Annotated in this window: 25 protein-coding genes and 1 pseudogene; 9 read left to right on the forward strand and 17 right to left on the reverse strand. The window is 59.2% G+C overall.

Features of this window, described 5'->3' with window-relative positions; translation table 11 throughout:
* Positions 1–94 precede the first annotated feature (94 nt).
* Both glpK and HU762_RS09175 read right to left on the reverse strand, forming a co-directional pair.
* Complete coding sequence (gene glpK, locus HU762_RS09170; protein ID WP_186635688.1) at positions 95–1,600, reverse strand: glycerol kinase GlpK; 1,506 nt, start codon at positions 1,598–1,600, stop codon at positions 95–97.
* A 92-nt stretch (positions 1,601–1,692) separates the two neighbouring features.
* Positions 1,693–2,544 (reverse strand): MIP/aquaporin family protein, encoded by an 852-nt coding sequence (locus tag HU762_RS09175; protein ID WP_186635691.1) that lies wholly within the window; start codon positions 2,542–2,544, stop codon positions 1,693–1,695.
* A gap of 286 nt (positions 2,545–2,830) precedes the next feature.
* On the opposite strand from HU762_RS09175, the gene ybaK reads away from it, so the two are divergent.
* Together ybaK and HU762_RS09185 are read left to right on the forward strand one after the other, a co-directional pair.
* Positions 2,831–3,301 carry a Cys-tRNA(Pro) deacylase gene (gene ybaK / locus HU762_RS09180; protein ID WP_186611633.1) on the forward strand — a complete coding sequence of 157 codons (471 nt, stop codon included), beginning with the start codon at positions 2,831–2,833 and terminating at the stop codon, positions 3,299–3,301.
* Between the two features lie 151 nt (positions 3,302–3,452).
* Positions 3,453–4,235: a PhzF family phenazine biosynthesis protein gene (locus tag HU762_RS09185; RefSeq protein WP_186635694.1), complete on the forward strand. Its 783-nt coding sequence runs from the start codon at positions 3,453–3,455 to the stop codon at positions 4,233–4,235.
* Between the two features lie 48 nt (positions 4,236–4,283).
* On the opposite strand, the gene HU762_RS09190 is transcribed toward HU762_RS09185, so the two are convergent.
* Both HU762_RS09190 and argF read right to left on the reverse strand, forming a co-directional pair.
* Positions 4,284–5,393 (reverse strand): ABC transporter ATP-binding protein, encoded by a 1,110-nt coding sequence (locus HU762_RS09190; protein WP_186635697.1) that lies wholly within the window; start codon positions 5,391–5,393, stop codon positions 4,284–4,286.
* Positions 5,390–6,310, reverse strand: a complete 921-nt coding sequence (argF, locus tag HU762_RS09195) for an ornithine carbamoyltransferase (RefSeq protein WP_186635699.1) — start codon at positions 6,308–6,310, stop codon at positions 5,390–5,392. The genes HU762_RS09190 and argF overlap by 4 nt, the downstream gene beginning before the upstream one ends.
* A 400-nt stretch (positions 6,311–6,710) precedes the next feature.
* Here argF and HU762_RS09200 point away from each other — a divergent pair, with 400 nt between their 5' ends.
* From HU762_RS09200 to grxD, 3 genes are all read left to right on the forward strand, one after another.
* Positions 6,711–6,998, forward strand: a complete 288-nt coding sequence (locus HU762_RS09200) for a hypothetical protein (RefSeq protein ID WP_186635701.1) — start codon at positions 6,711–6,713, stop codon at positions 6,996–6,998.
* A gap of 123 nt (positions 6,999–7,121) precedes the next feature.
* On the forward strand, positions 7,122–9,230 hold the full coding sequence (locus HU762_RS09205) for a molybdopterin oxidoreductase family protein (RefSeq protein WP_186635704.1): 2,109 nt from the start codon (positions 7,122–7,124) through the stop codon (positions 9,228–9,230).
* A 99-nt stretch (positions 9,231–9,329) separates the two neighbouring features.
* Positions 9,330–9,671, forward strand: coding sequence for a Grx4 family monothiol glutaredoxin (grxD, locus tag HU762_RS09210; protein ID WP_186635706.1), 342 nt, complete (start codon positions 9,330–9,332; stop codon positions 9,669–9,671).
* 96 nt (positions 9,672–9,767) lie between these two features.
* Here the strand turns inward: grxD and bfr are convergent, their stop codons facing one another.
* Both bfr and HU762_RS09220 read right to left on the reverse strand, forming a co-directional pair.
* Positions 9,768–10,241, reverse strand: a complete 474-nt coding sequence (gene bfr / locus HU762_RS09215; protein ID WP_186635709.1) for a bacterioferritin — start codon at positions 10,239–10,241, stop codon at positions 9,768–9,770.
* A gap of 199 nt (positions 10,242–10,440) precedes the next feature.
* The gene (locus HU762_RS09220; protein ID WP_003178704.1) at positions 10,441–10,659 is read right to left on the reverse strand and encodes a bacterioferritin-associated ferredoxin; all 219 of its coding nucleotides are present in this window, start codon (positions 10,657–10,659) and stop codon (positions 10,441–10,443) included.
* A 304-nt stretch (positions 10,660–10,963) separates the two neighbouring features.
* Here HU762_RS09220 and HU762_RS09225 point away from each other — a divergent pair, with 304 nt between their 5' ends.
* Positions 10,964–11,566, forward strand: coding sequence for a peroxiredoxin (locus tag HU762_RS09225; protein ID WP_003204949.1), 603 nt, complete (start codon positions 10,964–10,966; stop codon positions 11,564–11,566).
* 218 nt (positions 11,567–11,784) lie between these two features.
* Here the strand turns inward: HU762_RS09225 and rnt are convergent, their stop codons facing one another.
* Entirely contained in the window at positions 11,785–12,462 is a 678-nt protein-coding gene (rnt, locus tag HU762_RS09230) for a ribonuclease T (protein WP_186611625.1), read from the reverse strand.
* The gene (pyrC, locus tag HU762_RS09235) at positions 12,459–13,505 is read right to left on the reverse strand and encodes a dihydroorotase (RefSeq protein ID WP_186635712.1); all 1,047 of its coding nucleotides are present in this window, start codon (positions 13,503–13,505) and stop codon (positions 12,459–12,461) included. The genes rnt and pyrC overlap by 4 nt, the downstream gene beginning before the upstream one ends.
* 189 nt (positions 13,506–13,694) lie before the next feature.
* Between pyrC and HU762_RS09240 the strand changes: the two genes are divergently transcribed.
* Both HU762_RS09240 and HU762_RS09245 read left to right on the forward strand, forming a co-directional pair.
* Positions 13,695–14,687 (forward strand): OmpA family protein, encoded by a 993-nt coding sequence (locus HU762_RS09240; protein WP_186635715.1) that lies wholly within the window; start codon positions 13,695–13,697, stop codon positions 14,685–14,687.
* Positions 14,688–14,815: 128 nt separating this feature from the next.
* Entirely contained in the window at positions 14,816–16,033 is a 1,218-nt protein-coding gene (locus HU762_RS09245) for an argininosuccinate synthase (protein WP_003204943.1), read from the forward strand.
* Between the two features lie 179 nt (positions 16,034–16,212).
* On the opposite strand, the pseudogene HU762_RS09250 reads toward HU762_RS09245, so the two are convergent.
* Positions 16,213–16,470: pseudogene (locus HU762_RS09250) on the reverse strand (hypothetical protein); the annotation flags it as partial.
* 468 nt (positions 16,471–16,938) lie between these two features.
* Between HU762_RS09250 and HU762_RS09255 the strand changes: the two are divergent.
* On the forward strand, positions 16,939–17,565 hold the full coding sequence (locus HU762_RS09255; RefSeq protein WP_186635718.1) for a response regulator transcription factor: 627 nt from the start codon (positions 16,939–16,941) through the stop codon (positions 17,563–17,565).
* A gap of 54 nt (positions 17,566–17,619) precedes the next feature.
* On the opposite strand, the gene HU762_RS09260 is transcribed toward HU762_RS09255, so the two are convergent.
* From HU762_RS09260 to metG, 8 genes are all read right to left on the reverse strand, one after another.
* A complete protein-coding gene (locus HU762_RS09260; protein ID WP_186635721.1) occupies positions 17,620–17,802 on the reverse strand; it encodes a hypothetical protein in 183 nt (60 codons plus the stop codon).
* A 107-nt stretch (positions 17,803–17,909) separates the two neighbouring features.
* Entirely contained in the window at positions 17,910–18,548 is a 639-nt protein-coding gene (gene nth, locus HU762_RS09265; protein ID WP_186635724.1) for an endonuclease III, read from the reverse strand.
* Positions 18,545–19,075, reverse strand: a complete 531-nt coding sequence (locus HU762_RS09270; protein WP_186635727.1) for an Rnf-Nqr domain containing protein — start codon at positions 19,073–19,075, stop codon at positions 18,545–18,547. Before HU762_RS09270 ends, nth begins: the two co-directional genes overlap by 4 nt.
* Positions 19,068–19,679 (reverse strand): RnfABCDGE type electron transport complex subunit G, encoded by a 612-nt coding sequence (locus HU762_RS09275; RefSeq protein WP_186635730.1) that lies wholly within the window; start codon positions 19,677–19,679, stop codon positions 19,068–19,070. Before HU762_RS09275 ends, HU762_RS09270 begins: the two co-directional genes overlap by 8 nt.
* Positions 19,676–20,662, reverse strand: a complete 987-nt coding sequence (locus HU762_RS09280; protein ID WP_186635733.1) for an RnfABCDGE type electron transport complex subunit D — start codon at positions 20,660–20,662, stop codon at positions 19,676–19,678. The genes HU762_RS09275 and HU762_RS09280 overlap by 4 nt, the downstream gene beginning before the upstream one ends.
* Complete coding sequence (gene rsxB, locus HU762_RS09285) at positions 20,649–21,665, reverse strand: electron transport complex subunit RsxB (RefSeq protein ID WP_186635736.1); 1,017 nt, start codon at positions 21,663–21,665, stop codon at positions 20,649–20,651. Before rsxB ends, HU762_RS09280 begins: the two co-directional genes overlap by 14 nt.
* Complete coding sequence (locus tag HU762_RS09290; protein ID WP_186635739.1) at positions 21,662–22,234, reverse strand: Rnf-Nqr domain containing protein; 573 nt, start codon at positions 22,232–22,234, stop codon at positions 21,662–21,664. The genes rsxB and HU762_RS09290 overlap by 4 nt, the downstream gene beginning before the upstream one ends.
* Positions 22,235–22,360: 126 nt before the next feature.
* Positions 22,361–24,406 carry a methionine--tRNA ligase gene (gene metG / locus HU762_RS09295; protein ID WP_186635742.1) on the reverse strand — a complete coding sequence of 682 codons (2,046 nt, stop codon included), beginning with the start codon at positions 24,404–24,406 and terminating at the stop codon, positions 22,361–22,363.
* Positions 24,407–24,691 lie beyond the last annotated feature (285 nt).

The following is a 24,691-nucleotide window of genomic DNA, read 5'->3' on the forward strand; positions in this document are numbered from 1 at the left end:
GGGCTTCCTTTGGGCTGCCGTACAAAATTTGCCCATGATGCCGCAGGAATCCATTCCCGACCAGTTTCAGATCCTCATCGTGCCCGGCTTCGGCTTACTCGGCGTCTTCGTGTGGCTCCCAATCGCGGGTGCGGCTGACGGCTTTTTTCCAGCCGGCGTAGAGTTTTTCCTTGGCCTGTTCATCCAACTGCGGCTCGAACTCGCGCTCGATGACTGCTTTGCCGCGCAACTCTTCTAGGCTGCCCCAGAAGCCGCATGCCAAACCGGCCAGGTACGCTGCGCCCAGTGCGGTGGTCTCGCGCATTTTCGGGCGTTCGACCAAGGTGCCGAGAATGTCCGCCTGAAACTGCATGAGGAAGTTGTTGGCCACCGCGCCGCCGTCCACACGAAGGGACTTGAGGCGTTCGCCGGCATCCTGCTGCATGGCATCGAGCACGTCGCGGGTCTGATAGGCGATTGATTCCAACGTCGCGCGGATGATGTGATCGACCCGTACGCCACGGGTCAGGCCGAACAGTGCGCCGCGGGCGTAAGGGTCCCAGTACGGCGCGCCAAGGCCCGTGAACGCCGGCACCAGGTACACACCGTTGCTGTCCTTGACCTTGTTGGCGAAGTATTCGGTATCGAGGGCGTCGTTGACGATCTTGAGTTCATCGCGCAACCACTGGACCGTGGAGCCGCCATTGAACACCGCGCCCTCCAGGGCGTACGCCACTTCGCCGCGCGGGCCGCAGGCGATGGTGGTGAGCATGCCATGGTTGGACTTGACGGCTTTGTCGCCGGTATTCATCAACAGGAAGCAGCCGGTGCCGTAGGTATTCTTCGCCTGGCCCGGTTCCACGCACATCTGGCCGAAGAGGGCGGCTTGCTGGTCGCCGGCGATACCGCCGATGGCAATGCCGCTTTTGGTGCGGCCGTAGATTTCCGAGGAAGATTTCACTTCCGGCAACATCTCGCGAGGGATGTCGAGGATGTCGAGCATCTTCGCGTCCCATTCCAGCGAGTGAATGTTGAACAGCATGGTGCGCGAGGCGTTGGTGTAGTCGGTGACGTGGACCTTGCCGCCAGTGAATTTCCAGATAAGCCAGCTGTCCACGGTGCCAAATAGCAATTCGCCGTTGCGCGCGCGTTCGCGGCTGCCTTCGACGTGGTCGAGGATCCACTTGAGCTTGGTCCCGGAGAAATACGGATCGGTGACCAGGCCAGTGGCTTCGCTGATGTACTGCTCGTGGCCGTCGCGCTTGAGTTGCTGGCAGATCTCGGTGCTGCGTCGGCATTGCCAGACGACGGCGTTGTAGATCGGACGCCCGGTGGACTTGTCCCAGACCACGGTGGTCTCGCGCTGGTTGGTAATGCCGATGGCGGCAACCTGGTCGTGGTGCAGCCCGGCATGGGCCAAGGCCTCTACCATGACCGCGCTCTGGGTGGCGAAGATTTCCATCGGATCATGTTCGACCCAGCCTGGCTGCGGATAATGCTGGACGAATTCGCGTTGGGCTGTGCAGACCACGTTGGCGTCACGGTCGAAAATAATCGCCCGCGAGCTGGTCGTGCCTTGGTCTAGGGCAATGATGTAGTTTTTATTCTCAATATCGGTCATGTCGATTGCCTCGGGTCTTTCATAAAGGGAGACGTAGATAAGGAAAGAAGCCACGGCGCAGGCCGGAATGGCAGGAGCCTGCGCCGACTGTTTCAGGATGTTCTGGGCTTGCCGTCAATGGTCGGCTCTGCATCCTTTGTAGCAGCCACGGCGCCGGGCAGGTGACGGGCAATCAGCCCGCGGTAGGCGGCAGCACCCAGGCAAGCTCCCGCAATCGGTGCGAAAATAGGCACCAGAAAGTACGGGATGTCGCGTCCCCCGGTAAGGGAAATTTCACCCCAGCCAGCGAAAAATGTCATCAGTTTTGGACCGAAGTCCCGCGCCGGGTTCATCGCGAAGCCTGTCAGTGGCCCCATCGAACTGCCAATCACGGCGATCAGCAGGCCGATCAGCAGTGGAGCCAGTGGGCCGCGAGGCAGGCCATTATTGTCATCGGTAAGGGACATGATCACACCCATCAGGATGGCGGTGATGATCGTTTCCACCAGGAAGGCCTGGCCGGTAGACAGTGCTGGGTGCGGGTAGGTGGAGAATACCGACGCCAGTTCGAGGCTGGCTTCGGTGCCGCGAATCATCTGGCGAGACTGTTCGAAATCGAAGAACAGATTGCTGTACAGCGTATAGACCAAGAGCGCACCGCAGAAGGCGCCGCCGACTTGGCAGATGATGTAGAAGGGCAGTTTGCGTTTTTCGAAGTCAGTAAAAATGCACAGCGCGATGCTGACGGCGGGGTTCAAGTGGGCGCCGGAAATACCTGCGCTGAGATAGATCGCCATGCTGACGCCGACGCCCCAGATGATGCTGATTTCCCATAAGCCGAAACTCGCACCCGCGACCTTGAGCGCTGCAACGCAACCAGTACCGAAAAAAATCAACAGGGCCGTACCGAGAAACTCGGCCAGGCATTGGCTGGAAAGGGAGGGTTGTTGTAAAGCAGTCGTCATTCAAACCTCGGTTCTTTTTGTTGTCCTGCGCGTCGGATACAACTCGTCAGCGCGTTTTCACCGAGGGCTGGATCCCCATCCTGCGCTCGGGCTGTTGCTTGAGACACGTGTTTCTGCTTTCAGTTTCGAAAAAATATAGACAAGAAACGCCACTGTCAAAGGTCGAAAGTGAACCGTCAGTCACTTTACGATTATTCGTGGCGTGAATGACCGCCGCAAAGCCTTTAGGCCGCTGATCGCATAGAATTCCTGACAGTCCTTTTTTGTTTTTCTGTCAGGAGTGGCCATGACCCCCGCGTTGGATCTGCTTAAGAAAGTGCGCGCCGAACATCGCATCCACAGCTACGAACATGATCCCAAGGCGGCGTCCTATGGGCTGGAGGCTGCTGAAAAGCTCGGATTGGAGCCGGCGCGGGTGTTCAAGACCTTGTTGGCTGCCAGCGAGAAGGGCGAGTTGCTGGTGGCGGTGGTGCCCGTGGCTGGAAGCCTGGACCTGAAAGCGCTGGCCCACGCGGCGGGGGTGAAAAAAGTCGAGATGGCCGATCCAGCCGCCGCTCAACGCTCGACGGGTTATCTGCTTGGCGGTATCAGTCCGCTGGGGCAGAAGAAGCGTCTTCGCACGTTTATCGACAATTCTGCGCAGCCTCTCGCCAGTATGTTTGTCAGTGCGGGTAGGCGTGGTTTGGAAGTTGAATTGGCGCCTTCGGTATTGAAGGAACATACCGGGGCGGCATTCGCCGACATAGGGCGTCCCTGAATCCCTTGCCACGATAATCTGAGGCTTCAAGCTTTATCGGGTGTCAAAACTTCATCCTGCGCTGTAGGGCAAAAATTGTGCTCATCTGTCACTGGATAAGTGGTGTCGGTGCGGCTCATGCTCGCGCATCTATAAAAAAAGGAGAAGTGCCATGCAGCTCGCGTTTCATCAGGTCGATGCGTTCAGTGACCGACCGTTTGGCGGTAACCCGGCGATGGTCTATCGGCTCGATGCCTGGCTCGCCGACGATTTGATGCAGAAGATCGCGGCCGAACATAACTTGGCTGAAACCGCTTTCCTGGTGCGTGAAAACCAGCAATGGCACATTCGATGGTTTACTCCCACCACGGAAGTCCCGCTCTGTGGACATGCGACATTGGCCAGCGCTTTCGTATTGTTCGAGGTCTATCACGAAACCGCGCAGCAGCTGGATTTTATCTGCAAGTCTGGAGCGCTGAGCGTCAGCCGCGAAGGTGACCGGCTGTGGTTGGATTTCCCTGCGATAGTGCCGGCTGAATTGGGCGCTTCCCTGGCCGTCCAGAATGCCTTGGGGGTCGAGGCGGTGGACGTGCTGAGCTCCAACGAGCTGTTCGTGGTGTTGGAGTCGGAGCAAGCCGTGCTGGACTGCAAGCCTGATATGGCCGCTTTGGCAAAGCTGCCGTGGCCGGGCGCTATCGTGACGGCGCCGGGAAGCAAGCACGATTTCGTCTCGCGCTACTTTGCCCCGGCGATCGGCATCAATGAGGATCCGGTCACCGGGTCAACCCATTGCAGCTTGATTCCATACTGGTCCAAGCGCCTGAACAAGCACGGTCTTACGGCGTATCAGTGTTCAGCCAGGGGCGGGGCATTGTTTTGTCGGTTGGAGGGAGAGCGGGTGAAGATCGGCGGGCATGCGACGCTGGTGGCGAGCGGGACGCTGTCCCTGGGTTGACCTGTGGCGAGGGAGCTTGCTCCTTCGCCGCAAAAGCCTCCCGAAGCATTAGCTGGCCGCGCTGTGTCGTCGCACGCCACTTTCCACCGGCGGCAGATGTGCCGCTGTGCTGCCCGAGGCCTGGAACAATACCAAGTGCTCGGCCGCCACTCGGATACCCACGGTCGCCCCGACCTGATGATCGGCATGGCTCGGGAAAATCGATTCCAGTTGCGCGCCTGTCGGCAATTGCAGGCGATACAAGGTAGAAGCACCGAGGAACGTCTTGCCGACGATAGTGGCTGTCAGCTGGCTGTCTGGCGCATAGACGATATCGTCCGGGCGCAGCAGCACATCCACGGCGCCGCCGATCGGCCAGGTGTAGGCTCGGTTGCCGCGCAGCACGCCCAGTTCGGTTTGCACCGATTCCGGGCTGTCGAGTCGGCCGCGAATGAAATAACCCTGGCCAATGAAACTGGCGACGTAAGGCGTCAGCGGTTCGTGATACAGGTTGTAAGGTGTATCCCACTGCTCCAGTCGACCTTCCCGGAACACACCGACATGATCGCTCACCGCAAAGGCCTCTTCCTGGTCATGGGTCACCAGGATCGCGCTGGTGCCGCGAGCCTTGAGAATATCGCGCACCTCATGGCTGAGCTTGCGTCGCAGCTCGCCGTCGAGGTTGGAAAACGGTTCGTCGAGCAACAACAGTTGCGGCTCGGGCGCCAACGCCCGGGCAAGCGCCACGCGTTGTTGCTGGCCCCCAGAAAGCTCATGGGGAAAGCGCTGGCCCAGGTTCTTCAAGTTGACCAATTCCAGCAGCTCTTCGACCACGCGATCCTTTTGAGGATGTTTGCGAATGCCGAAGGCGATGTTCTCGGCGACGCTCAAGTGCGGGAACAGCGCATAGTCCTGGAACACCATGCCGATACGGCGCTTCTCCGGGGCGAGGGTAAAGCCCGCGCGGGAAATGGTTTCCCCGGCCAGCTGGATCTCACCTTCATGCACGGGCTCGAAACCGGCGATGGCCCGCAAGGTCGTGGTCTTGCCGCACCCGGACGAGCCGAGCAGGCAGCCGATATCGCCGGCATTGAGGTGCAGGTTGAGGTTCTGCACGACCCGTTGGCCCTGATAACCGCAAGCCAGGTTGTGCAGATTCAGTAACAAGGAATGGCTCATGCGTGGTGGTACGCCGGCTCGACGAGAAACTCGAGCAGGGCCTTCTGTGCGTGGAGACGATTCTCGGCCTGGTCCCAGGCCACGGAGCGCGGATCATCCAGCACGTCGAGGCTGATCTCTTCGCCACGATGGGCCGGCAGGCAATGCATGAACAGCACGTCGTCGTCCGCCAGGTCGAGCAGGGCGCGATTGACCTGGAAAGGCGCGAACAGCTTCAGGCGCTTGGCGGTTTCTTCTTCCTGGCCCATGGACGTCCAGACGTCGGTGCTTACCAGGTGCGCGCCGGTGACCGCTTGTTTCGGGTCGCGAACGAGGGTCACGCGGTCACCGGCCCGGGCGACGAATTGCGGATTGGGTTCGTAGCCTTCAGGGCAGGCGATGCGCAGCTGGAAATCGAATTGGATCGCCGCTTCTATATAGCTGTTGCACATGTTATTGCCGTCACCGATCCATGCCACGGTCTTGCCCTGGATCGAGCCCCGGTGTTCGAGGAACGTCTGCATGTCGGCCAGGAGCTGGCAGGGATGCAGGTCATCGGACAGGCCATTGATCACCGGCACGCGGGAGTGGGCTGCGAATTGGGTCAGGGTGCTGTGGGCAAAGGTCCGGATCATCACCGCATCGAGCATGCTCGACATGACGATGGCGCAATCGCTGATGGGCTCGCCGCGGCCGAGCTGGGTGTCGCGGGGCGACAGGAAAATCGCCTGGCCACCGAGCTGGATCATGCCGGCTTCGAACGAAATGCGCGTGCGCGTCGAGGCTTTCTCGAAGATCATCCCCAGTACACGGTTTTTCAAGGGCTCGAACAGTACGCCGCGCTTACGCAGGTCCTTGAGCTCCACGCCTCGACGGATGACGCCGAGCAACTCATCGGGCGTGAAATCCATCAAGGAGAGAAAGTGCCTTGCGCTCATGATTGACTACCTTTTGTTACTGACCGCAGATGCTCAAAGCCTTGTTTAATGGAAAAACGGGCGAGACCTGCGGCAAAAGCCGCACGGGGCGACGAAATTAGGGGGAAGGCGCGATATTGACATTAAATGTCGCTCTTACCAATAGGGCTACGGTTAAAGGGGATTTCAGCGAGGTCATGGCAGGACTGCAATGACGTATTTAAAGCCGGTTTCCTGACAGCAGCGGCCCATTTGTACACTGGCGCCGCGGCGCTTGGCAAACAAGCCGGACGGGCGTGGGACGATAAACGCTCGGTTTTCGGCTGGCGTGCCTGGATTTCCAGTGTCCATTGTCGGATGTGAGATTTCCTAAACCAAGGGCCTGGGTTATAAATGAACCCCTATATGCAGGAGCCCCGAAATGGATTCGAAAGAGCGACAACTGATGGAATTGCTGGGGCTGACGGCGCGCTCCCTGACGCACCTGACCGCTTCGGTGACGTCCATGTCATTCGAGTTGTTGCGCAGCGACGACGAAGTGACCAAGGCCGCGGGTCGTCGGATGATTGATCGCATGGCCACTATCAGCAGCGGACTTGACGAGCATTGGCGCTTGATTGGCGAATTGACGGGCGTACCCATTTCCCATGAGGAAGTGGAGACCATCGAGGAAATCCAGTTGCTGGCGCCGCCTCCCGAGCAGCCCTGAAATCGGCTGGCCTGATGCCCGCCGATTCACAGGACGAACGTCGCTGGCGCGGTAGGGGATCACGGGCCATAGTTTTGTTCCCGCGGCCGAAAGCGGCCGCTACGAATAAAACAGAGACTGGCCATGACCAAGACTCTTCATCACCGTGCGTGCCATCTGTGTGAGGCCATCTGTGGCCTGACGCTCGAAACCACCGAAACTGAAGGCCAGGGCCTGGCGATAACCTCGATCAAAGGTGATCCGCTGGACAGTTTCAGCCGTGGGCACATCTGCCCAAAGGCAGTCGCGCTGCAGGATATCCAGAATGATCCGGACCGGTTGCGCCAGCCCATGCGGCGGATGGGCAGCGAATGGCAACCCATCGCCTGGGAGGATGCGTTCGCGTTGGTGGCCGAACGCCTGGCAAGCATCCAGGAACGCCACGGTCAGAACGCGGTGGGCGTTTATCAGGGCAACCCCAGCGTGCATAACTATGGGCTGATGACCCACAGCAACTATTTCCTCGGTCTGCTGAAAACCCGTAGCCGCTTCTCGGCGACCTCGGTGGATCAACTGCCCCATCACCTGACCAGCCACTTGATGTACGGCCACGGCCTCTTACTGCCAATTCCGGACATTGACCACACCGACTTCATGCTGATCCTGGGGGGCAATCCCCTGGCCTCCAATGGCAGCATCATGACCGTGCCGGACGTGGAGAAGCGCCTCAAGGCGATCCAGGCCCGGGGCGGCAAGGTGGTGGTCGTTGATCCACGGCGCAGCGAGACCGCGGCCATTGCCGACCAGCATGTCTTCGTACGCCCCGGTGGTGATGCTGCGTTGCTGTTTGGCTTGCTCAACACGCTCTTCAGCGAAGGCCTGACTCGTGACGGTCATTTGCCGGTGGATGGCCTCGAAGAGGTGCGCCAGGCCGTTGCAAGCTTTACCGCGGAGGCAATGAGCCCGCTTTGTGCGATTCCGGCGGCGCAGATCCGTCAACTGGCCCGTGATTTCGCCGCCGCGCCGTCAGCGGTGTGCTACGGGCGGATGGGCGTGTCGACCCAGGCTTTCGGCACGCTGTGCCACTGGCTGATCCAGCTGATCAATCTGGTGACCGGCAATCTGGACCGAGTGGGCGGGGCGCTGTGCACCGAGCCGGCGGTGGATCTGGTGGCGACCACCTCGGGCGGGCACTTCAATCGCTGGCAAAGTCGGGTTTCCGGGCGTCCCGAATACGCAGGCGAGCTGCCGGTGTCGGCCCTCGCCGAAGAAATGCTCACCGAGGGCGAAGGGCAGATCCGTGCGCTGGTCACCGTGGCGGGTAATCCGGTGCTGTCCACGCCCAACGGACGGCAGCTGGAGCAGGCGCTGGATGGCCTTGAGTTCATGGTCAGTATCGATCTGTACATCAACGAGACCACTCGCTATGCCGACCTGATCCTGCCGTCGACCTCAGCCCTGGAAAACGATCACTACGACACCACATTCAATCTGTTCGCGGTGCGCAACGTCAGCCGTTTCAACCGGGCGATCCTGCCCAAGCCCGAGGGGGCGCTGCATGACTGGGAAATCTTCGTCGGCCTGGCCAAAGCCTTTGCGGCCCGGACCGGCAAGGAACTCAAGCCGACCATACCGCCGGCACAGATGATCGATTTCGGCCTGCGGGCAGGTGCGTATGGGGATGCATCGCCGCACAAGCTGTCTCTGGCGACCCTGTTTGATCATCCTCACGGCATTGACCTCGGTGCGCTCAAACCCAATCTCAGCGCAAGGCTGAAAACTGAAAATGGTCGGGTGCAGGCCGCGCCCGCGGTGATCCTCGCCGACCTGGCGCGCTTCGCCGCGTTGCGAGCGCCGGCGGTGGATGAGCTGCTGATGATTGGCCGTCGCCATGTGCGCAGCAACAATTCGTGGATGCATAACTTTCATCGGCTGGTGAAAGGCAAGCCGCGGCATCAGTTGCTGATGCATCCCGATGACCTGGCGAGCCGGGGTCTTGTCGATGGACAGCGGGTCAAGGTCAGTTCGCGAGTAGGGGTGATCGAAGTGGAGGTGCAGGGCAGCCTGGATATGATGAGAGGCGTGGTCAGTCTTCCTCATGGCTGGGGCCATGCCCGTCCGGGTGTGCAGATGACCATTGCTAGCGCGCAGCCGGGTTCCAGTGCCAATGACTTGACCGATGAATGCCAACTCGATGAATTGTCCGGCAACGCGGCGCTTAACGGGGTTCCGGTGAAGGTGGCGGCTGCGTAGAATTGTCTCTGGGGCGGACCGAGCAGGGAGCTCGGCTTTCCGTTACAATGCGCCACCGTGTCGACATCTGAAGTCGCAAAGTTTAAGCCGAGGTGCTCCGTGGATATCATCGAAACGATCAAAGACCAGATTGCCAACAACACCATCCTGCTCTACATGAAAGGCTCGCCGAATGCGCCTCAGTGCGGCTTCTCGGCCAAGGCTGCCCAGGCGGTGATGGCGTGTGGCGAGAAGTTTGCCTACGTGGACATCCTGCAGAACCCGGAAATCCGCGCCAACCTGCCCAAGTACGCCAACTGGCCAACCTTCCCACAATTGTGGGTTGGCGGTGAACTGGTCGGCGGTAGCGACATCATGACCGAGATGGCGGCTGACGGTTCGTTGCAGTCCGCGATCAAGGCTGCTGTAGAAGCGGCAGCGGCGAACAAGACCGAAGCTTGATCCACAGGATTTAAGTGAGCCTGGAAATCCAGGCAACAAAAAGCCCCGCTCCTCGAAAGAGGGCGGGGCTTTTTTGTGGCGTGCTTTCGGCGAGGCTTATTCTTCGCCCATCTGCGATTGCAGGTAGTTCTCAAGACCGATCTTGTCGATCAGGCCCAACTGGGTTTCCAGCCAGTCGATGTGTTCTTCTTCGGATTCGAGAATGTCCTCGAGCAGTTCGCGGCTGCCGAAGTCGCCGACGGTTTCGCAATGGGCGATGGCGGCTTTCAGGTCGGCGTGGCCGGTGCGTTCGATGCGCAGGTCGCACTCAAGCATTTCGCGGGTGTGTTCACCGATGTGCAGCTTGCCCAAGTCCTGGACGTTCGGCAGGCCTTCGAGGAACAGGATGCGCTTGATCAGCTTGTCCGCGTGTTTCATCTCGTCGATGGATTCGTGGTACTCGTGCTTGCCCAGCTTGTTCAGGCCCCAATCTTCATACATGCGTGCGTGCAGGAAGTATTGATTGATCGCGACCAGCTCATTGGCGAGGATCTTGTTGAGATGCTGGATGACTGTGATGTCGCCTTTCATGGTGAGGGCCTGCCCTGTAATAGCTGTGTATAAGGCAGAGTTTGAGCCGCGCATTTGCGAGTGTCAAACCTAAGTTATTGAATAATAAATGAAAATTAATCGGAATAAGAATGTTTGTGTTCCGCGTCTGGAAGCTAAGCAATTGATTTACAGGCATAAAAAAACCGGACATTGAGTCCGGTTCTTCAAAAAGCTGGATTTATGCGGCAGTAAATTCTACCGGATAAGGGATCGAGGCCTGGGCGGTCTGTACTTTGGCGAGGGTTTCACGCACCACTTCCTTGGCAAGGCAGGCGCATTTACCGCATTGGCTGGCTACGCCGGTGGCCTGGCGGACTTCGCGGTAGCTGCAGCAACCTTCATAGATCGCTTCGCGGATTTGTCCGTCGGTGACGCCAGTGCAGAGGCATACATACATAAGTGAGAACCGTCGCTGGTTGTGACTCAATTGAGACGGATCTTAATGTTAACGAGAATGATTGTCAAAGTGGTTTCTAAACCTCTTTGGTCACAATGGCCCCAGGCTGACGAACGGTTTGGTGTTGACACGCCGTTAAGTGCCACGGATTTTCGAGGTGACTGAAAAACCGTTGAGGACAGTCCAAATGCGCGGTGTATGATGGTCGGTCCTTGCAAAGCGGGTTCGTGTCACAGGGCTGTCGCCTGAGGGTGACAGGCTGACACGAACTCTGTTTTCACGTTACTACACCAGGAGATATCCAATGAGCGTACTCGTAGGCAAACAAGCCCCGGACTTCACCGTTCCTGCCGTCCTCGGCAACGGCGAAATCGTCGACAGCTTCACCCTGTCCTCGGCCATCAAAGGCAAATACGGCCTGGTGTTTTTCTACCCGCTGGACTTCACCTTCGTCTGCCCATCCGAGCTGATCGCACTGGATCACCGCATGGACGATTTCAAGGCGCGCAACGTTGAAGTGGTCGCTGTTTCGATTGACTCGCACTTCACCCACAACGCCTGGCGCAACACCCCGATCAACAATGGCGGGATCGGCCAAGTGAAGTACACCATGGCTGCCGACATGAAGCACGAAATCGCCAAGGCCTACGACGTTGAGTCGGAAGGCGGCGTGGCCTTCCGTGGCGCGTTCCTGATCGATGACAAAGGCGTGGTTCGTTCGCAGATCATCAACGATCTGCCGCTGGGCCGTAACATGGAAGAGCTGATCCGTCTGGTCGACGCCCTGCAATTCCACGAAGAACACGGCGAAGTCTGCCCAGCCAACTGGAAAAAAGGCGACAAGGGCATGACCGCGTCCCCTGAAGGCGTAGCCGCCTATCTGGGCGAGCACAGCGACAAGCTGTAAGCGCACGCGGCATAAAAAAACCGGCCCTTGATGGGCCGGTTTTTTTATGGGTGTTCCAAACTTGTCGGCTGAAGCACGAAATCTCGTGGCGAGGGAGCTTGCTCCCGCTTGAGCGCGAAGCGCTCACAAAATATTTGGGGCGGCTACGCCACCCAGCGGGAGCAAGCTCCCTCGCCACAAGAGCCAAAAGAGCACAAGAGCCGGATCTGGCGCCGATGTCAGTCGTCGAAGTCCTGCCAGCCACCCATCTCTTTCCAGCGGTTGACGATGCCGCAGAACAGCTCGGCGGTCTTCTCGGTGTCGTAGCGGGCCGAGTGGGCCTCACGGCCATCGAAATCGATGTCGGCTGCCTGACAGGCCTTGGCCAAGACAGTCTGGCCGTACGCCAGGCCGGCCAGGGTCGCCGTGTCGAAGCTGGAAAACGGGTGGAATGGGTTGCGCTTCATGTCCAGCCGCGCAACGGCGGCATTGAGAAAGCCCAAGTCAAAGCTGCTGTTGTGCCCCACCAGGATCGCACGCTTGCAACCGTTGGCTTTCAGCGCCTTGCGCACGCCACGGAAGATGTCGGTCAGCGCGGTTTCCTCGCTGACCGCCATGCGCAGCGGGTGGTCGAGCTTGATCCCAGTGAACTCCAGCGCGGCGGCTTCGACGTTGGCGCCTTCGAACGGTTCGACGCGGAAGAAATAGGTGTGGTCAGGGAACACAAAGCCTTTTTCGTCCATGCCAATGGTCGTCGCGGCGATTTCCAGCAGCGCATCGGTGGCGGAGTTGAAGCCGCCGGTTTCTACGTCGACCACCACCGGCAGATAGCCCCGGAAACGAGCGGCCATGGGATGGCGAGCGCCTCCGGAACCAGCATTGCCGTCCAGTTCGTCGTCGAAATGATCTTCACTCACGCGTTTTCCTCCAGCAGGCGCCAGCGCAGTTTTTCACCGGCGCGCAGCGGGATGACAGTCAGCTCGCCAAAGGGCAGGCTGGCGGGGGCGGTCCACTCGTCGCGGACCAGGGTAATACGATCGGTGTTCACCGGTAGGCCGTAGAAACGCGGGCCGTGCAAGCTGGCGAAACCTTCGAGCTTGTCCAGCGCGTTGCGCTGCTCGAACGCCTCGGCGTACATCTCGATGGCGGCGTAGGCGGTATAGCACCCGGCGCAACCGCAAGCGGCTTCCTTGGCGTGGCGGGCGTGGGGCGCCGAGTCCGTGCCGAGGAAAAACTTGGCGCTGCCGCTGGTGGCGGCGTCGAGCAAGGCTTCCTGATGGGTGTTACGCTTGAGGATCGGCAGGCAATAGAAGTGCGGCCGGATCCCGCCCACCAGCATGTGGTTGCGGTTGTACAGCAGGTGATGCGCAGTGATCGTGGCGCCGACATTGGCCGGGGCTTCGTTGACGAACTGCACGGCATCGCCGGTGGTGATGTGCTCGAAGACCACCTTGAGCGTCGGGAAACGCTCCACGACGCGACGCATATGCTCGTCGATGAAGATTTTCTCGCGGTCGAACACGTCGACATCGCTGCGAGTGACTTCACCGTGGATCAGAAGGGGCATCCCGACTTCGGCCATGGCTTCCAGCGCCGGGAAAATCTTGTCGATGCCAGTGACGCCGGAATCCGAGTTGGTGGTGGCGCCGGCCGGGTACAACTTGGCCGCGTGGACGAAACCACTGGCCTTGGCCTCGCGTATTTCCTCGGGCTGGGTGCGGTCGGTGAGGTAAAGCACCATCAGTGGCTCGAAGCGGCTGCCAGCCGGGCGCGCGGCGAGGATGCGCTGGCGATAGCCATCAGCCTCGACAGCGTTACGCACGGGCGGAACCAGGTTAGGCATGATGATTGCGCGCCCGAAGGTGCGCGCGACATCGGCGACGGTATGGGTCAACACAGCACCATCGCGAAGATGAATATGCCAGTCGTCGGGACGCAGCAGGGTCAGGCGGTCGGACATTGGGGGGCTTCCAGGCGGGTCAAACTCTGGGGGATGCTACCGGAAAAGACCGATCCGGGCACCCGCTATCAAGTTTTGCCGCAAGTGACCGATAGCCCCTTCAGGTGTGCCACGATTCCGTGCGGTGTCTCGGATAGGCGTCATGCCACGTGTTTTTCGATTTCCGTATAAATGCCAGTGGAGCATCCCGTGCGCCAGCGTTATCTAGCCTTGCTCAGTGTGTTTGCCAGCCTTCCCGCGATGGCGCTCACTTTCCAGACCCGTCTGGAGAGCATCGAGTGGACGGTCGAAGGCGACAAGTTCGAGTGCCGGCTGAGCCAGCCGATCACCGATTTCGGTAGCGGCGAGTTCGTGCGCCGGGCAGGCGAGCAGGCCACGTTCCGGCTCAAGGCCTATAACCCGATGATGGGTGGCGGCTCCGCGACGTTGCTGGCGGCTGCGGCGCCTTGGCAGCCCGGGCGAGGTGACATCAATCTGGGCTCGGTCAGGATCGGCAGCGGCGATGTGCTGTTCGACAGCTCCCAGGTACAGGCGGGCCGTCTGATCAGCGGGCTAATGGAGGGTCGTAGCCCTGTGGTCCGACGCAATACCGAGGACGGCCGGGTATCGGAGGTCCGCTTGTTGCCTGTGCGTTTCAACAAGGCTTTCAGCGATTATCAAGGCTGTGTAGCGAAACTGTTACCGAAGAATTTCGAGCAGATCAAGCAAACCCAGATCGGCTTTCCCGGCGAGGGGATTGAGCTCGACGCCCAAGCCAAGGCGCAGTTGCAGGTCATGCTCGACTTCATCAAGGCTGATCCGAGCGTCAATCATGTCGAACTCGACGGCCATTCCGACAACAGTGGCAACCGTTTGACCAATCGTGAATTGTCGCGCCGCCGTGCACTGGCCGTCATGGATTTCTTCAAGGCCAACGGTTTCCAGGAATCCCAATTCACCGTACGTTTCCACGGTGAGCGTTATCCCCTCGTGCCTAATACCAACGCCGCCAATCGAGCCAAGAACCGGCGCGTGGTTGTGCAGCTGGCGCGTGTGGCGGCGACTCAAGCTCCGACGCCACAGCCGACGACACCGCCAGCGACGCCGCCTGCCGCACCGGTAGTGACGCCTGGCAAGGTTCCGGCGCCGGTCGCTCCCACCAAAATTGCAGCCCCCGCTGGGGCAACGGCGCGAACCTCCTGATCCTGCTCTGATCGTCGCGCGCTCGACATAATCTGTCGCTTCGTCGTCATAAGCTGTCGCGCCCCTGTAAATTATTCGCGCTGGACGTTAGACTTCCCGGCTTTCCGTACAACCCGTGGAGTGATGGCATGGCGGACGTAAACAAGGTCGTTCTGGCGTATTCCGGCGGCCTGGACACTTCGGTGATCCTCAAGTGGCTGCAGGACACTTATAACTGCGAAGTGGTGACCTTCACCGCTGACCTGGGGCAGGGCGAAGAAGTCGAGCCTGCACGCGCCAAGGCTCAGGCCATGGGCGTCAAAGAGATCTACATCGACGACTTGCGCGAAGAGTTCGTCCGCGACTTCGTGTTCCCAATGTTCCGCGCCAACACCGTTTACGAAGGCGAGTACCTGTTGGGCACTTCCATTGCCCGTCCGCTGATTGCCAAGCGCCTGATCGAAATCGCCAACGAAACCGGCGCCGACGCCATTTCCCATGGCGCCACCGGGAAAGGCAACGACCAGGTGCGTTTCGAGCTGGGCGCCTATGCTCTCAAGCCGGGCGTGAAGGTCATTGCCCCGTGGCGTGAATGGGACTTGCTGTCCCGTGAAAAACTGATGGACTACGCCGAGAAGCATGCGATCCCGATCGAGCGCCACGGCAAGAAGAAATCGCCTTACTCGATGGACGCCAACTTGCTGCACATCTCCTACGAAGGCGGCGTGCTGGAAGACACCTGGACCGAGCACGAAGAAGACATGTGGCGCTGGACCGTCTCCCCGGAGAAAGCCCCCGATACGCCGCAGTACCTGGAACTGACCTATCGCAACGGTGACATTGTCGCGCTGGATGGCGTGGAAATGAGCCCGGCCACCGTTCTGGCGACGCTGAATCGTATCGGCGGCGAACACGGCATTGGTCGTCTGGACATCGTCGAGAACCGCTATGTTGGCATGAAGTCCCGAGGCTGCTACGAAACCCCGGGCGGTACCATCATGCTGCGCGCGCACCGGGCGATTGAATCGATCACCCTGGACCGCGAAGTGGCTCACTTGAAAGACGAGTTGATGCCCAAGTACGCCAGCCTGATCTACACCGGCTACTGGTGGAGCCCGGAGCGTCTGATGCTGCAACAGATGATCGATGCCTCCCAGGCTCACGTGAATGGCGTCGTGCGGTTGAAGCTCTACAAAGGCAACGTGATCGTCACCGGACGCAAATCCGACGAGTCGTTGTTCGATGCCAACATCGCGACCTTCGAGGAAGACGGTGGGGCCTACAACCAGGCCGACGCGGCCGGCTTTATCAAGCTCAACGCCCTGCGCATGCGCATTGCGGCGAACAAGGGTCGTAAGTTGTTCTGATCCGGTTTTAAAAAAAAACGGCCTGCTATAAGCAGGCCTTTTTTTATATATTTCTTATACCGCCCTCCCTTCCGGCTCATCCCGTGATGACTCGAGTTCCCTGTTGATATGGCAGATTATCTGGCAGAACGCCTGCGTCTTTTACCGGGTGAACGACGTGGGCGATCACTATCCCTGGAGGAGTCGTCCATGTTTTTCGTGAAATGCTTGCCCTTGCGGAAATCCGAAGGTGAATACAAAGAGCGGTAATTGAAGTTGAGCGTAGTGAAGAATAGAAATAACAAGTAGAACGGAAAGCTGATCAGGAACCATAGGAAGTATTCGCGATCCTGGTCATCCAGGAACGGCAGGGAAATGGCTGCGGTGCTTTCGGATAAAGTTGCGAATATAGCGATAAGGGTCAGGGGGTTGGTAACGGTTCTCAGTGGTTTGTTCATAGTTGATACTCATAAATAGTTTCATGCTCGAATATTGAGATTGATGAATTAAGTCGTGTTGCGTGCTCTGAAGCGTTAAGAATATCGATGGTGCCTTTGTTTTGTCGTCAATCAGATAGAATCTTTTATACAGAAACTCATTCCTTTGGGCGAAATTTTTGCTGTTGTCTATAAATAAATCAGTAACTATTTATGATAAATGTCTTTCTCTTGATGTTGCCGTCAGGGAAGTTTTTTCGGGAAAAGTCGCATTGTTCATAGGGTTTCCGGCTCGTCAGAATAAGCCGCTTCATGCCTGTGGAAAAAATCGTGGCACATTATTTCTCGGGTTATTTGTAGGATTTTTCTGTATTGCTTGTAGGTTATGTCTTTCGGTGCGAGCGGTCATGGGGGGCGGCATGCCAAGGCCGAAATGACTAGGCTATTGTGCGTGCTCTAAAAACTCGAACAGCGAATTTGGATTTGCCCATGAATAAAGTGCTGATCGTGGATGATCATCCCGTCATTCGTCTTGCTGTACGTTTGCTAATGGAGCGCCATGGATATGAAGTTATCGCTGAAGCAGATAATGGCGTCGATGCGTTACAGATTGCCAGGGAACAAATGCCCGACATCGTCATCCTGGATATTGGAATCCCGAAATTGGATGGGTTGGAGGTCATCGCTCGTTTGACCGCCAATCCGTCACCCTTGAAAGTGTTAGTGCTGACATCACAAGCGCCCGGACATTTCTCTATGCGCTGCATGCAGACAGGCGCCGCCGGCTATGTTTGCAAACAACAGGATTTGACCGAGCTGTTAAGTGCAATAAAGGCGGTGCTGTCCGGCTACAGCTATTTCCCTAACCAAGCATTGCATACGGTTCGTTCAAGCCTTGGGAATGCCAGCGAGTCCGATATGGTTGATCGCCTGTCCGCTAGGGAAATGATGGTCCTGCAGGAACTGGCTCGCGGAAAGACCAACAAGGAAATAGCGGATGGGATGTTCCTGAGCAACAAGACCGTCAGCACCTACAAGACTCGCTTGTTGTTGAAACTCAATGCCCGTTCGCTGGTCGACCTGATCGAACTGGCACAGCGAAATGGCTTGGTTTGAGTTTCCGGCTACGCGTAATCAGTAAAAAGCCTCCATCAGGGAGGCTTTTACGTGTCAGAGATCAAAGTCATACTCGGCGAGTTGCTTCTGTAAGCGACGCTCTTCCAGCAGGTTATCGATGGTGCGGCGTTTGCTCAGGTTGGTTTTCGCCACTTCCACGACCGCAGGTTCCGCGTCGTCAGCCTCGACGGCGATGAAATCGTCCTCTACATCCAATTGTTCTTTGCCAGTACTCATGGGTTCGACTCCAGGCTAAGAATGCCATTGGCGCTCCTTATATCGATAAACCACCGGCTGGTAAAAAAGATTTTTTCAATCGACTTATCAATAAGAGCAATAGCGCCTCAATCGTCCGATGTCTTGTGCTTGTATTCGCAGAGGTCTTCGATCCTGCAACTCCCGCAGCGTGGCTTGCGCGCCAGGCAAACGTAACGCCCGTGGAGGATGAGCCAGTGATGGGAATCCAGCAGGTATTCCTTGGGTACGAATTTCAGCAGCTTCTTCTCCACTTCCACCACATTTTTGCCTGGGGCCAAGCCGGTGCGGTTGCTGACACGGAAAATGTGGGTATCGACCGCCATCGTCAGCTGACGAAACGCCGTATTGAGAACTACGTTGGCGGTCTTGCGACCGACGCCCGGCAGGGCCTCCAGCTCCTCCCGAGTCTGTGGGATTTCCCCCCCGTGGCGCTCAATCAACAGGCGACAGGTTTCGATCACATTTTTTGCCTTGCTATTGAACAGCCCGATGGTCTTGATGTATTCGGACAGCCCTTCAACGCCAAGGGCATGGATCGCCTGTGGCGTATTGGCCACGGGGAATAGTTTGGCCGTAGCCTTGTTGACGCCGACGTCGGTGGATTGGGCCGACAGAATCACCGCGATCAGCAACTCGAACGCAGAGGAATAGGCCAGTTCGGTTTTCGGCTCCGGGTTGTCTTCATGAAAACGACGAAATATTTCCAGGCGTTTTGCGGCGTTCATGGGCGCGGCGGTTCCTCTTGGGGTGATGGGGCTTTGATGGTTTTCCAGGCTTGGTAAGCCGCCAGCAGCAAGCCCAGCAGAATGAATCCGCCAGGGGCGAGCAGCGCCAGCGGGAGGCCCCTGCCGATCAGTTCCCGCAGAGCGCCCAGGGTGATGATCAACAGGCCAAACTGTCCCGCCAGCCTGAGATGGGCAGCCATGCGGGGCTCGACGATGGTTGCGTGCTCCAGCGCTACGCAGCTCACGGCGATCCATCCGATATACAGGCTCAACACTGCGTGGCGCTCCAGCATCCAAGCCTGTGCAACAAGGCCTGCGCAAGCGGTCAGCGCCGCGGCCAGGACGATGGACGCCAGAAGCCGTTGGTTGGCCGTGAGGCTTTGCCTCAGCAAAATCATCGTGCCGCCATGAGTAAAGCTGATCAGAACCCAGGCACACCATAGGAGCAGCGAGTTGATCAGCGAGTCGCTTGCGCCCACCAGGGGGACGAGCACCAGCCCACGGGTCCAGGCCGCAGGTTTATTCATGATCAGTCGCTCCTGTCAGCCGAGCCTTGTTCTCGTCGAAGTAACGCAGCGCGTCGTGTACAGCCTGGAGCACAGCCCGGGACGTGACCGTCGCGCCAGCCAGTTGATCAAATTGGCCCTGATCCTTTTTCAAGGCCCAGCCGTCATCGGTAGGCGCCTGGCGTGACTTTCCGTGGAAGGCTTGCAGCCATGTGTTCGGCCAGCCGGCGATCGCCGCGCCCAGGCCTGGAGTTTCCGACTGGCGCAGTGTTTTCACTCCCAGTAGCCGGCCTGTCGGGTCGATAGCGGTCAGCAGTTCGATGCTGCCTTCATAACCCAGTACTTGGCTGCGTAACAACACTGCGCTGGGCCGGCCGGTGTGGGTCGCCAGGTAACCGCCCAGCAAGGTGCTGTGAGATAGCGTGACCGGAGCCGCGAGGACGGGCCGCTCCAGCGGCTGATTGTCGTAGCGGTCAGCCGGCAATACGTCGAACAAGGTTTTGCTGGCTATCGCTTGTCGCTGGGCTTCGATGCGCCCGGTGGTATTGATCTGCATGACATACGTGGCGCCGATGCAAAGGCCGGTCAGCAGTATCAAGATTACAATGCCCGTGACGTTTTTCATGCCACCGAACGCCTTTGTCGTGCCTCGACGAAACGGTCCAGCGCGGGCGCACCGAGATTCATCAATAACACCGCAAACGCCACGCCATCCGGGAAACCGCCCCAAGTGCGAATCAGATAGACCAGCAATCCTGCGCCAACGCCGAACAACAGCCGGGCGAGCGGGGCCTTCGCGCCCGACACGGGTTCGGTCGCGATAAAAAACGCGCCCAGCATGGTGGCTCCGGTCAGCAGATGAAACAGTGGCGAGCCGTGGGAGTCCGAGCCCGAGCCGTTCCAGCACAGCAAGCTGATCGTGAACAAGCTGACAAGCATGCCCACCGGGGCGTGCCAACTGAATACCCGTTGTCGCAACAGAAACAGGCCTCCGGCGAGGAAGGCCAGGTTGATCCACTCGACACCGTGTCCACCCCAGCGACCGAACGCCGGGTCGCTGGCGAACAGCTCATCGATGGTCAGGCTTTTATTGATCTGCAGGCTATCCAACGCTGTGGCTCCGGCCCACCCGTCGGGCGCCTGGGCAATGCCAGCAACCTGCCGCAAGCCTTCGAGCAGGCCCATGCCGTGGAGCGAGGGCCATTGGCTCAGATACTGGGGAAACGCCACGAGCACCAGGGCATACCCCAACATCGCCGGGTTGAACGGATTGCTGCCGACTCCGCCCCATAAATGCTTGCCAAACAACAAGGCGCAGGCGACCGCGGTGACGATCAGCCACCAAGGGCAATACGCCGGCAAGGCCAAGGCCAGCAAGAGGGCGGTGACCCATGCGCTACCGTCGCCCAGGCCCGGCTTGAGTGGCCATTGCCGCAGACGCAACACCAGCGCCTCGATCGCCAGTGCGGCGAGGCCTGACAACAGCAAGTTGAGCAGCACGCCCCAGCCGTAGACCCATACCGACACCAGCACTCCGGGCAGCGCCGCCAGCAGCACTTGCCGCATTGCTTGTCGCAGTCGTTCGTCCACCGGGTCAGGTAGCGGCATGGGCGTCCACTTGCCGTTCGGCGTCTTTTACGGCTTGCTCCAACGCTTGCAGTTGCTCCTGCGAGGCCGCGGCAGTCCGGGCCTTGCTCAGCTCTGCGCGACGCATCGCCAGTTGGATCTTGGCCCGCTTGAGCTCGGCGTCGTTTACCAGCATGGCGGCTGGCGCTGAAGCAACGGGGCAAGCGCTGTTTTCCAGTTGGGCCAGCACCTGCTCCGCCGTCTCGAACTGGCGTTGCAGCACGATCAGTTGCGACTGCTGCTCGAAGGTCGGTGGATGGCCGAACGCTTTCAAGGATTTATTCAGTTGTGCCCGACTCATGGCCAAATCGATCTTGGCTTTTTTCAAGGCGGCGTCGGCGCTGGCGGTTTTCTGCGCGCGCACTCGCTCCAGCGCGGCCTGCACCGGGTCAAGGGGCTGTGCCTCGGCTTGCTGGACGTTGCGCTGGGTACGGGCGAGACGCTCGGCCTGGCGCTGCTCTTCTTCGCGACGCAGGCGCGCGTTGCGTTGTTCAAAGCGTCGGCGGGCGTGATTGCGCTTGGCGGTTCGCGCCTGCTGTTCCTCGACGCTGAAGGCCAAGCCCCCGACGATCGGCAATACGGTTTCCATCGGCAATGGCCGCATCTCGATACAGTCCACTGGGCAAGGCGCCACGCACAGATCGCAGCCAGTGCATTCGTCGACAAGCACGGTGTGCATCAACTTTGCCGCGCCGACAATCGCGTCCACCGGGCAGGCCTGGATGCATTTGGTACAACCGATGCATTCGGCCTCCCGGATAAAGGCGAGCTGCGCCGGCGCCGAACCGCGACTGACGTCCAGCTCCAGCACCGGGATCTTCATCAGCTCGGCCAGGGCCGCGATGGTCTCGCTTGCGCCTGGCGGGCATTTGTTGATTGGCTCACCCTGGGCGATGCCTTCAGCGTAAGGCTTGCAACCGGGATGGCCGCATTTGCCGCATTGAGTCTGCGGGAGCAAGGCGTCGATACGTTGAATCAGGCTCATGTCTTGACCAGCCCGCGTAATCCGAGAAAGGCCACCGCCATCAGTCCGGCGCTGATCAACTGAATCGGCAAGCCTCGAAAAGGCTGGGGAATATTGTTACCCAGGACTCGCTGGCGCAGGTCATCGAACAGACTCAATACCAGCCAGAAACCCAGCCCGGCGCCCAAGCTCCCGGCAATGGCCTGGCCCAAGCCTGATCCGTCCCGGCTGTTGAGCAGGGTGACACCCAATATGCCGGCGTTGCCGACCAACATGGGCCATAGGCCGTCGAATGGCAACGAGGGAAACGTGCGCGCCAGCAGCCGCAACAACGGCCTGACCAGCAAGACGCTCAGGGGCAGCCACACGAATAACCGCAGCGACGTCAGCTCGGCCGGCACCAGCAGCCATTGCTCGATCAGATACCCCAAGGTCCCGACTATCAGCATCAGGCATGCCGTCGCCAGGCCCAGGGCATGGACCTGGTTTCTGCCCTCGGCCGCCAAGAGCGGATCGACGCCCAGCGGCCAATGCAACACAAGGTTGTTGATCAGGGTCGCGCTCAACAGAGGCAAGAGGATTTCGGTCATGGGTATTGGGTGACAGTGCCTGTTACAAGAGTAGGCATTATCCGGCACGCCGTGAGAGTGGGCCAGATATGAAAATCCCACAGTCGCTCGACAGCCACTGTGGGATCGGTGCAGCGCGCCGTGGTGTTATTTGATTCGTTGGCCTGGCTTGGCACCGCTGTCGGGGCTCAGCAGGTAGATTTCCTCGCCGCCGGGGCCAGCCGCCATCACCATGCCTTCCGAAATACCGAAGCGCATTTTGCGCGGCTTGAGGTTGGCGATCATCATCGTCAGCCGGCCTTCGAGCTTGGCAGGATCCGGGTACGCACTCTTGATGCCGGAAAACACGTTGCGCTGCTCATCGCCGATGTCCAGGGTCAAGCGCAGCAGCTTGTCGGCGCCTTCGACGGCCTCAGCCTTGACGATCAGCGCCACGCGCAAGTCGATGGCGGCGAACGCATCGAAATCGATTTCCGGCGACAACGGATCCTTGGCCAGCTCGCCGTTGCCGGCAGGGCCGCCGGTGTCGGTCTGGCTGGCCGCCAGGTCTTCCTTGGAGGCGTCGATCATCGCTTGTACCTTGGTTGGGTCGATGCGGGTCATCAACGGCTTGAACTCGTTCAACTGATGGTTGCTCAGCAGGGTCTGATGATCGTTCCAGGTCAGTGGCGCGACGTTCAGGAATGCTTCGGCATCGGCGGCCAGCAGCGGCAGCACCGGCTTGAGGAAAATCACCAACTGGCGGAACAGGTTGATGCCCAGGGCGCAGATCGCCTGGACTTCGTCCTGCTTGCCTTCCTGCTTGGCCAATGACCACGGTGCCTTGTCGGCGATCCAGGCGTTGGCACGGTCGGCCAGCCCCATGATTTCGCGCATGGCACGGGCGAAGTCGCGGCCCTCGTAGGCTTCGGCGATGCTTGGCGCGGCGGCCAGGAAGGCATCGGTCAGCTCCGGGGCGGCATTGCCCGCCACCAGCACGCCGGCGTTACCTTTGTGGATGAAACCGGCGCAACGGCTGGCGATGTTGACGACCTTGCCTACGAGGTCGGAGTTGACCTTCTGCACGAAGTCTTCGAGATTCAGGTCCAGGTCGTCGACGCCACGGCCCAGCTTGGCCGCGTAGTAGTAGCGCAGGTATTCCGGCGACAGGTGGTCCAGGTAAGTCCGCGCCTTGATGAAGGTGCCGCGGGACTTGGACATTTTCTGGCCATTGACGGTCAGGTAGCCATGGACGTTGATGCCGGTCGGCTTGCGGAAACCGGAGCCTTCAAGCATGGCGGGCCAGAACAGCGCGTGGAAGTTGACGATGTCCTTGCCGATGAAGTGATACACCTCGGCCGTGGAGTCCTTTGCCCAGAACGCATCGAAGTCCAGCTCCGGGGTGCGGTCGCAAAGGTTCTTGAAGCTCGCCATGTAGCCGATGGGCGCATCCAGCCACACGTAGAAATACTTGCCGGGCTCGCCGGGGATCTCGAAGCCGAAATACGGCGCATCGCGGGAAATGTCCCACTCTTGCAGGCCAGAGTCGAGCCACTCGGCGAGCTTGTTGGCCACGGCGTCCTGCAACGTGCCGCTGCGGGTCCAGGTTTGCAGCATCTGCTGGAAATCCGGCAGCTTGAAGAAGAAATGCTGGGAGTCCCTCAGCACCGGGGTAGCTCCAGAAATCGCCGATTTCGGGTCTTTCAGGTCGGTCGGTGCGTAAGTGGCGCCGCATTTTTCGCAATTGTCGCCGTACTGGTCTTCGGTGCCGCATTTCGGGCAGGTGCCCTTGATGAAGCGGTCGGCCAGGAACATTTTCTTTTCCGGGTCGAAGTACTGCGTGACCGAACGGGTCGAAATGTGCCCGGCATCACGCAGCTTCAAATAGATCTGGCTCGACAGCTCACGGTTTTCTTCGGCGTGAGTGGAATGGAAGTTGTCGAAGTCCACCAGGAACTCGGCAAAGTCGGCGCTGTGTTCAGCCTGGACGTTGGCGATCAGTTGCTCCGGCGTGATGCCTTCTTTTTCCGCGCGCAACATGATGGCCGAACCGTGGGCGTCGTCGGCGCAAACGTAGATGCATTGGTTGCCGCGATGTTTCTGGAAGCGCGTCCACATATCGGTCTGGATGTATTCCAGCATATGGCCGAGGTGAATCGAACCATTGGCATAGGGCAGGGCGCTGGTGACGAGAATCTTGCGTGGCTCGGACATGGGGCTCGGCTATTTGATGAAACGGAGGTCGGCCACTATAAAGCGCTGGGAAATATATTTCACCCCACTGGCCTGTTTCCAGATGCATTGCTGGGGCAGCACAGGCACACCTGTGGCGAGGGGATTTAGCGAAACGTCGCACCGCCCCGTTGGACTGCGCAGCAGTCCCAAAACATTAGAACCCGATCAGCCTGACTCACCGAGGCGCCAGGTTTTGGGGTCGCTTCGCAACCCAGCGGGGATAAATCCCCTCGCCACAAAAGGTGTTCGCCCTGCTGTAATCGG

Source organism: Pseudomonas sp. SWRI92 (genome assembly GCF_014268685.1).
Classification (GTDB): domain Bacteria; phylum Pseudomonadota; class Gammaproteobacteria; order Pseudomonadales; family Pseudomonadaceae; genus Aquipseudomonas; species Aquipseudomonas marvdashtae.

What these genes read in the sequence shown, in the direction of transcription:
- glpK (WP_186635688.1), bottom strand. Translation starts at nt 1,600, where the DNA reads ATGACCGATATTGAGAATAAAAACTACATCATTGCCCTAGACCAAGGC.
- HU762_RS09175 (WP_186635691.1), bottom strand. Translation starts at nt 2,544, where the DNA reads ATGACGACTGCTTTACAACAACCCTCCCTTTCCAGCCAATGCCTGGCC.
- ybaK (WP_186611633.1), top strand. Translation starts at nt 2,831, where the DNA reads ATGACCCCCGCGTTGGATCTGCTTAAGAAAGTGCGCGCCGAACATCGC.
- HU762_RS09185 (WP_186635694.1), top strand. Translation starts at nt 3,453, where the DNA reads ATGCAGCTCGCGTTTCATCAGGTCGATGCGTTCAGTGACCGACCGTTT.
- HU762_RS09190 (WP_186635697.1), bottom strand. Translation starts at nt 5,393, where the DNA reads ATGAGCCATTCCTTGTTACTGAATCTGCACAACCTGGCTTGCGGTTAT.
- argF (WP_186635699.1), bottom strand. Translation starts at nt 6,310, where the DNA reads ATGAGCGCAAGGCACTTTCTCTCCTTGATGGATTTCACGCCCGATGAG.
- HU762_RS09200 (WP_186635701.1), top strand. Translation starts at nt 6,711, where the DNA reads ATGGATTCGAAAGAGCGACAACTGATGGAATTGCTGGGGCTGACGGCG.
- HU762_RS09205 (WP_186635704.1), top strand. Translation starts at nt 7,122, where the DNA reads ATGACCAAGACTCTTCATCACCGTGCGTGCCATCTGTGTGAGGCCATC.
- bfr (WP_186635709.1), bottom strand. Translation starts at nt 10,241, where the DNA reads ATGAAAGGCGACATCACAGTCATCCAGCATCTCAACAAGATCCTCGCC.
- HU762_RS09220 (WP_003178704.1), bottom strand. Translation starts at nt 10,659, where the DNA reads ATGTATGTATGCCTCTGCACTGGCGTCACCGACGGACAAATCCGCGAA.
- HU762_RS09225 (WP_003204949.1), top strand. Translation starts at nt 10,964, where the DNA reads ATGAGCGTACTCGTAGGCAAACAAGCCCCGGACTTCACCGTTCCTGCC.
- pyrC (WP_186635712.1), bottom strand. Translation starts at nt 13,505, where the DNA reads ATGTCCGACCGCCTGACCCTGCTGCGTCCCGACGACTGGCATATTCAT.
- HU762_RS09245 (WP_003204943.1), top strand. Translation starts at nt 14,816, where the DNA reads ATGGCGGACGTAAACAAGGTCGTTCTGGCGTATTCCGGCGGCCTGGAC.
- HU762_RS09255 (WP_186635718.1), top strand. Translation starts at nt 16,939, where the DNA reads ATGAATAAAGTGCTGATCGTGGATGATCATCCCGTCATTCGTCTTGCT.
- HU762_RS09260 (WP_186635721.1), bottom strand. Translation starts at nt 17,802, where the DNA reads ATGAGTACTGGCAAAGAACAATTGGATGTAGAGGACGATTTCATCGCC.
- nth (WP_186635724.1), bottom strand. Translation starts at nt 18,548, where the DNA reads ATGAACGCCGCAAAACGCCTGGAAATATTTCGTCGTTTTCATGAAGAC.
- HU762_RS09270 (WP_186635727.1), bottom strand. Translation starts at nt 19,075, where the DNA reads ATGAATAAACCTGCGGCCTGGACCCGTGGGCTGGTGCTCGTCCCCCTG.
- HU762_RS09275 (WP_186635730.1), bottom strand. Translation starts at nt 19,679, where the DNA reads ATGAAAAACGTCACGGGCATTGTAATCTTGATACTGCTGACCGGCCTT.
- HU762_RS09280 (WP_186635733.1), bottom strand. Translation starts at nt 20,662, where the DNA reads ATGCCGCTACCTGACCCGGTGGACGAACGACTGCGACAAGCAATGCGG.
- rsxB (WP_186635736.1), bottom strand. Translation starts at nt 21,665, where the DNA reads ATGAGCCTGATTCAACGTATCGACGCCTTGCTCCCGCAGACTCAATGC.
- HU762_RS09290 (WP_186635739.1), bottom strand. Translation starts at nt 22,234, where the DNA reads ATGACCGAAATCCTCTTGCCTCTGTTGAGCGCGACCCTGATCAACAAC.
- metG (WP_186635742.1), bottom strand. Translation starts at nt 24,406, where the DNA reads ATGTCCGAGCCACGCAAGATTCTCGTCACCAGCGCCCTGCCCTATGCC.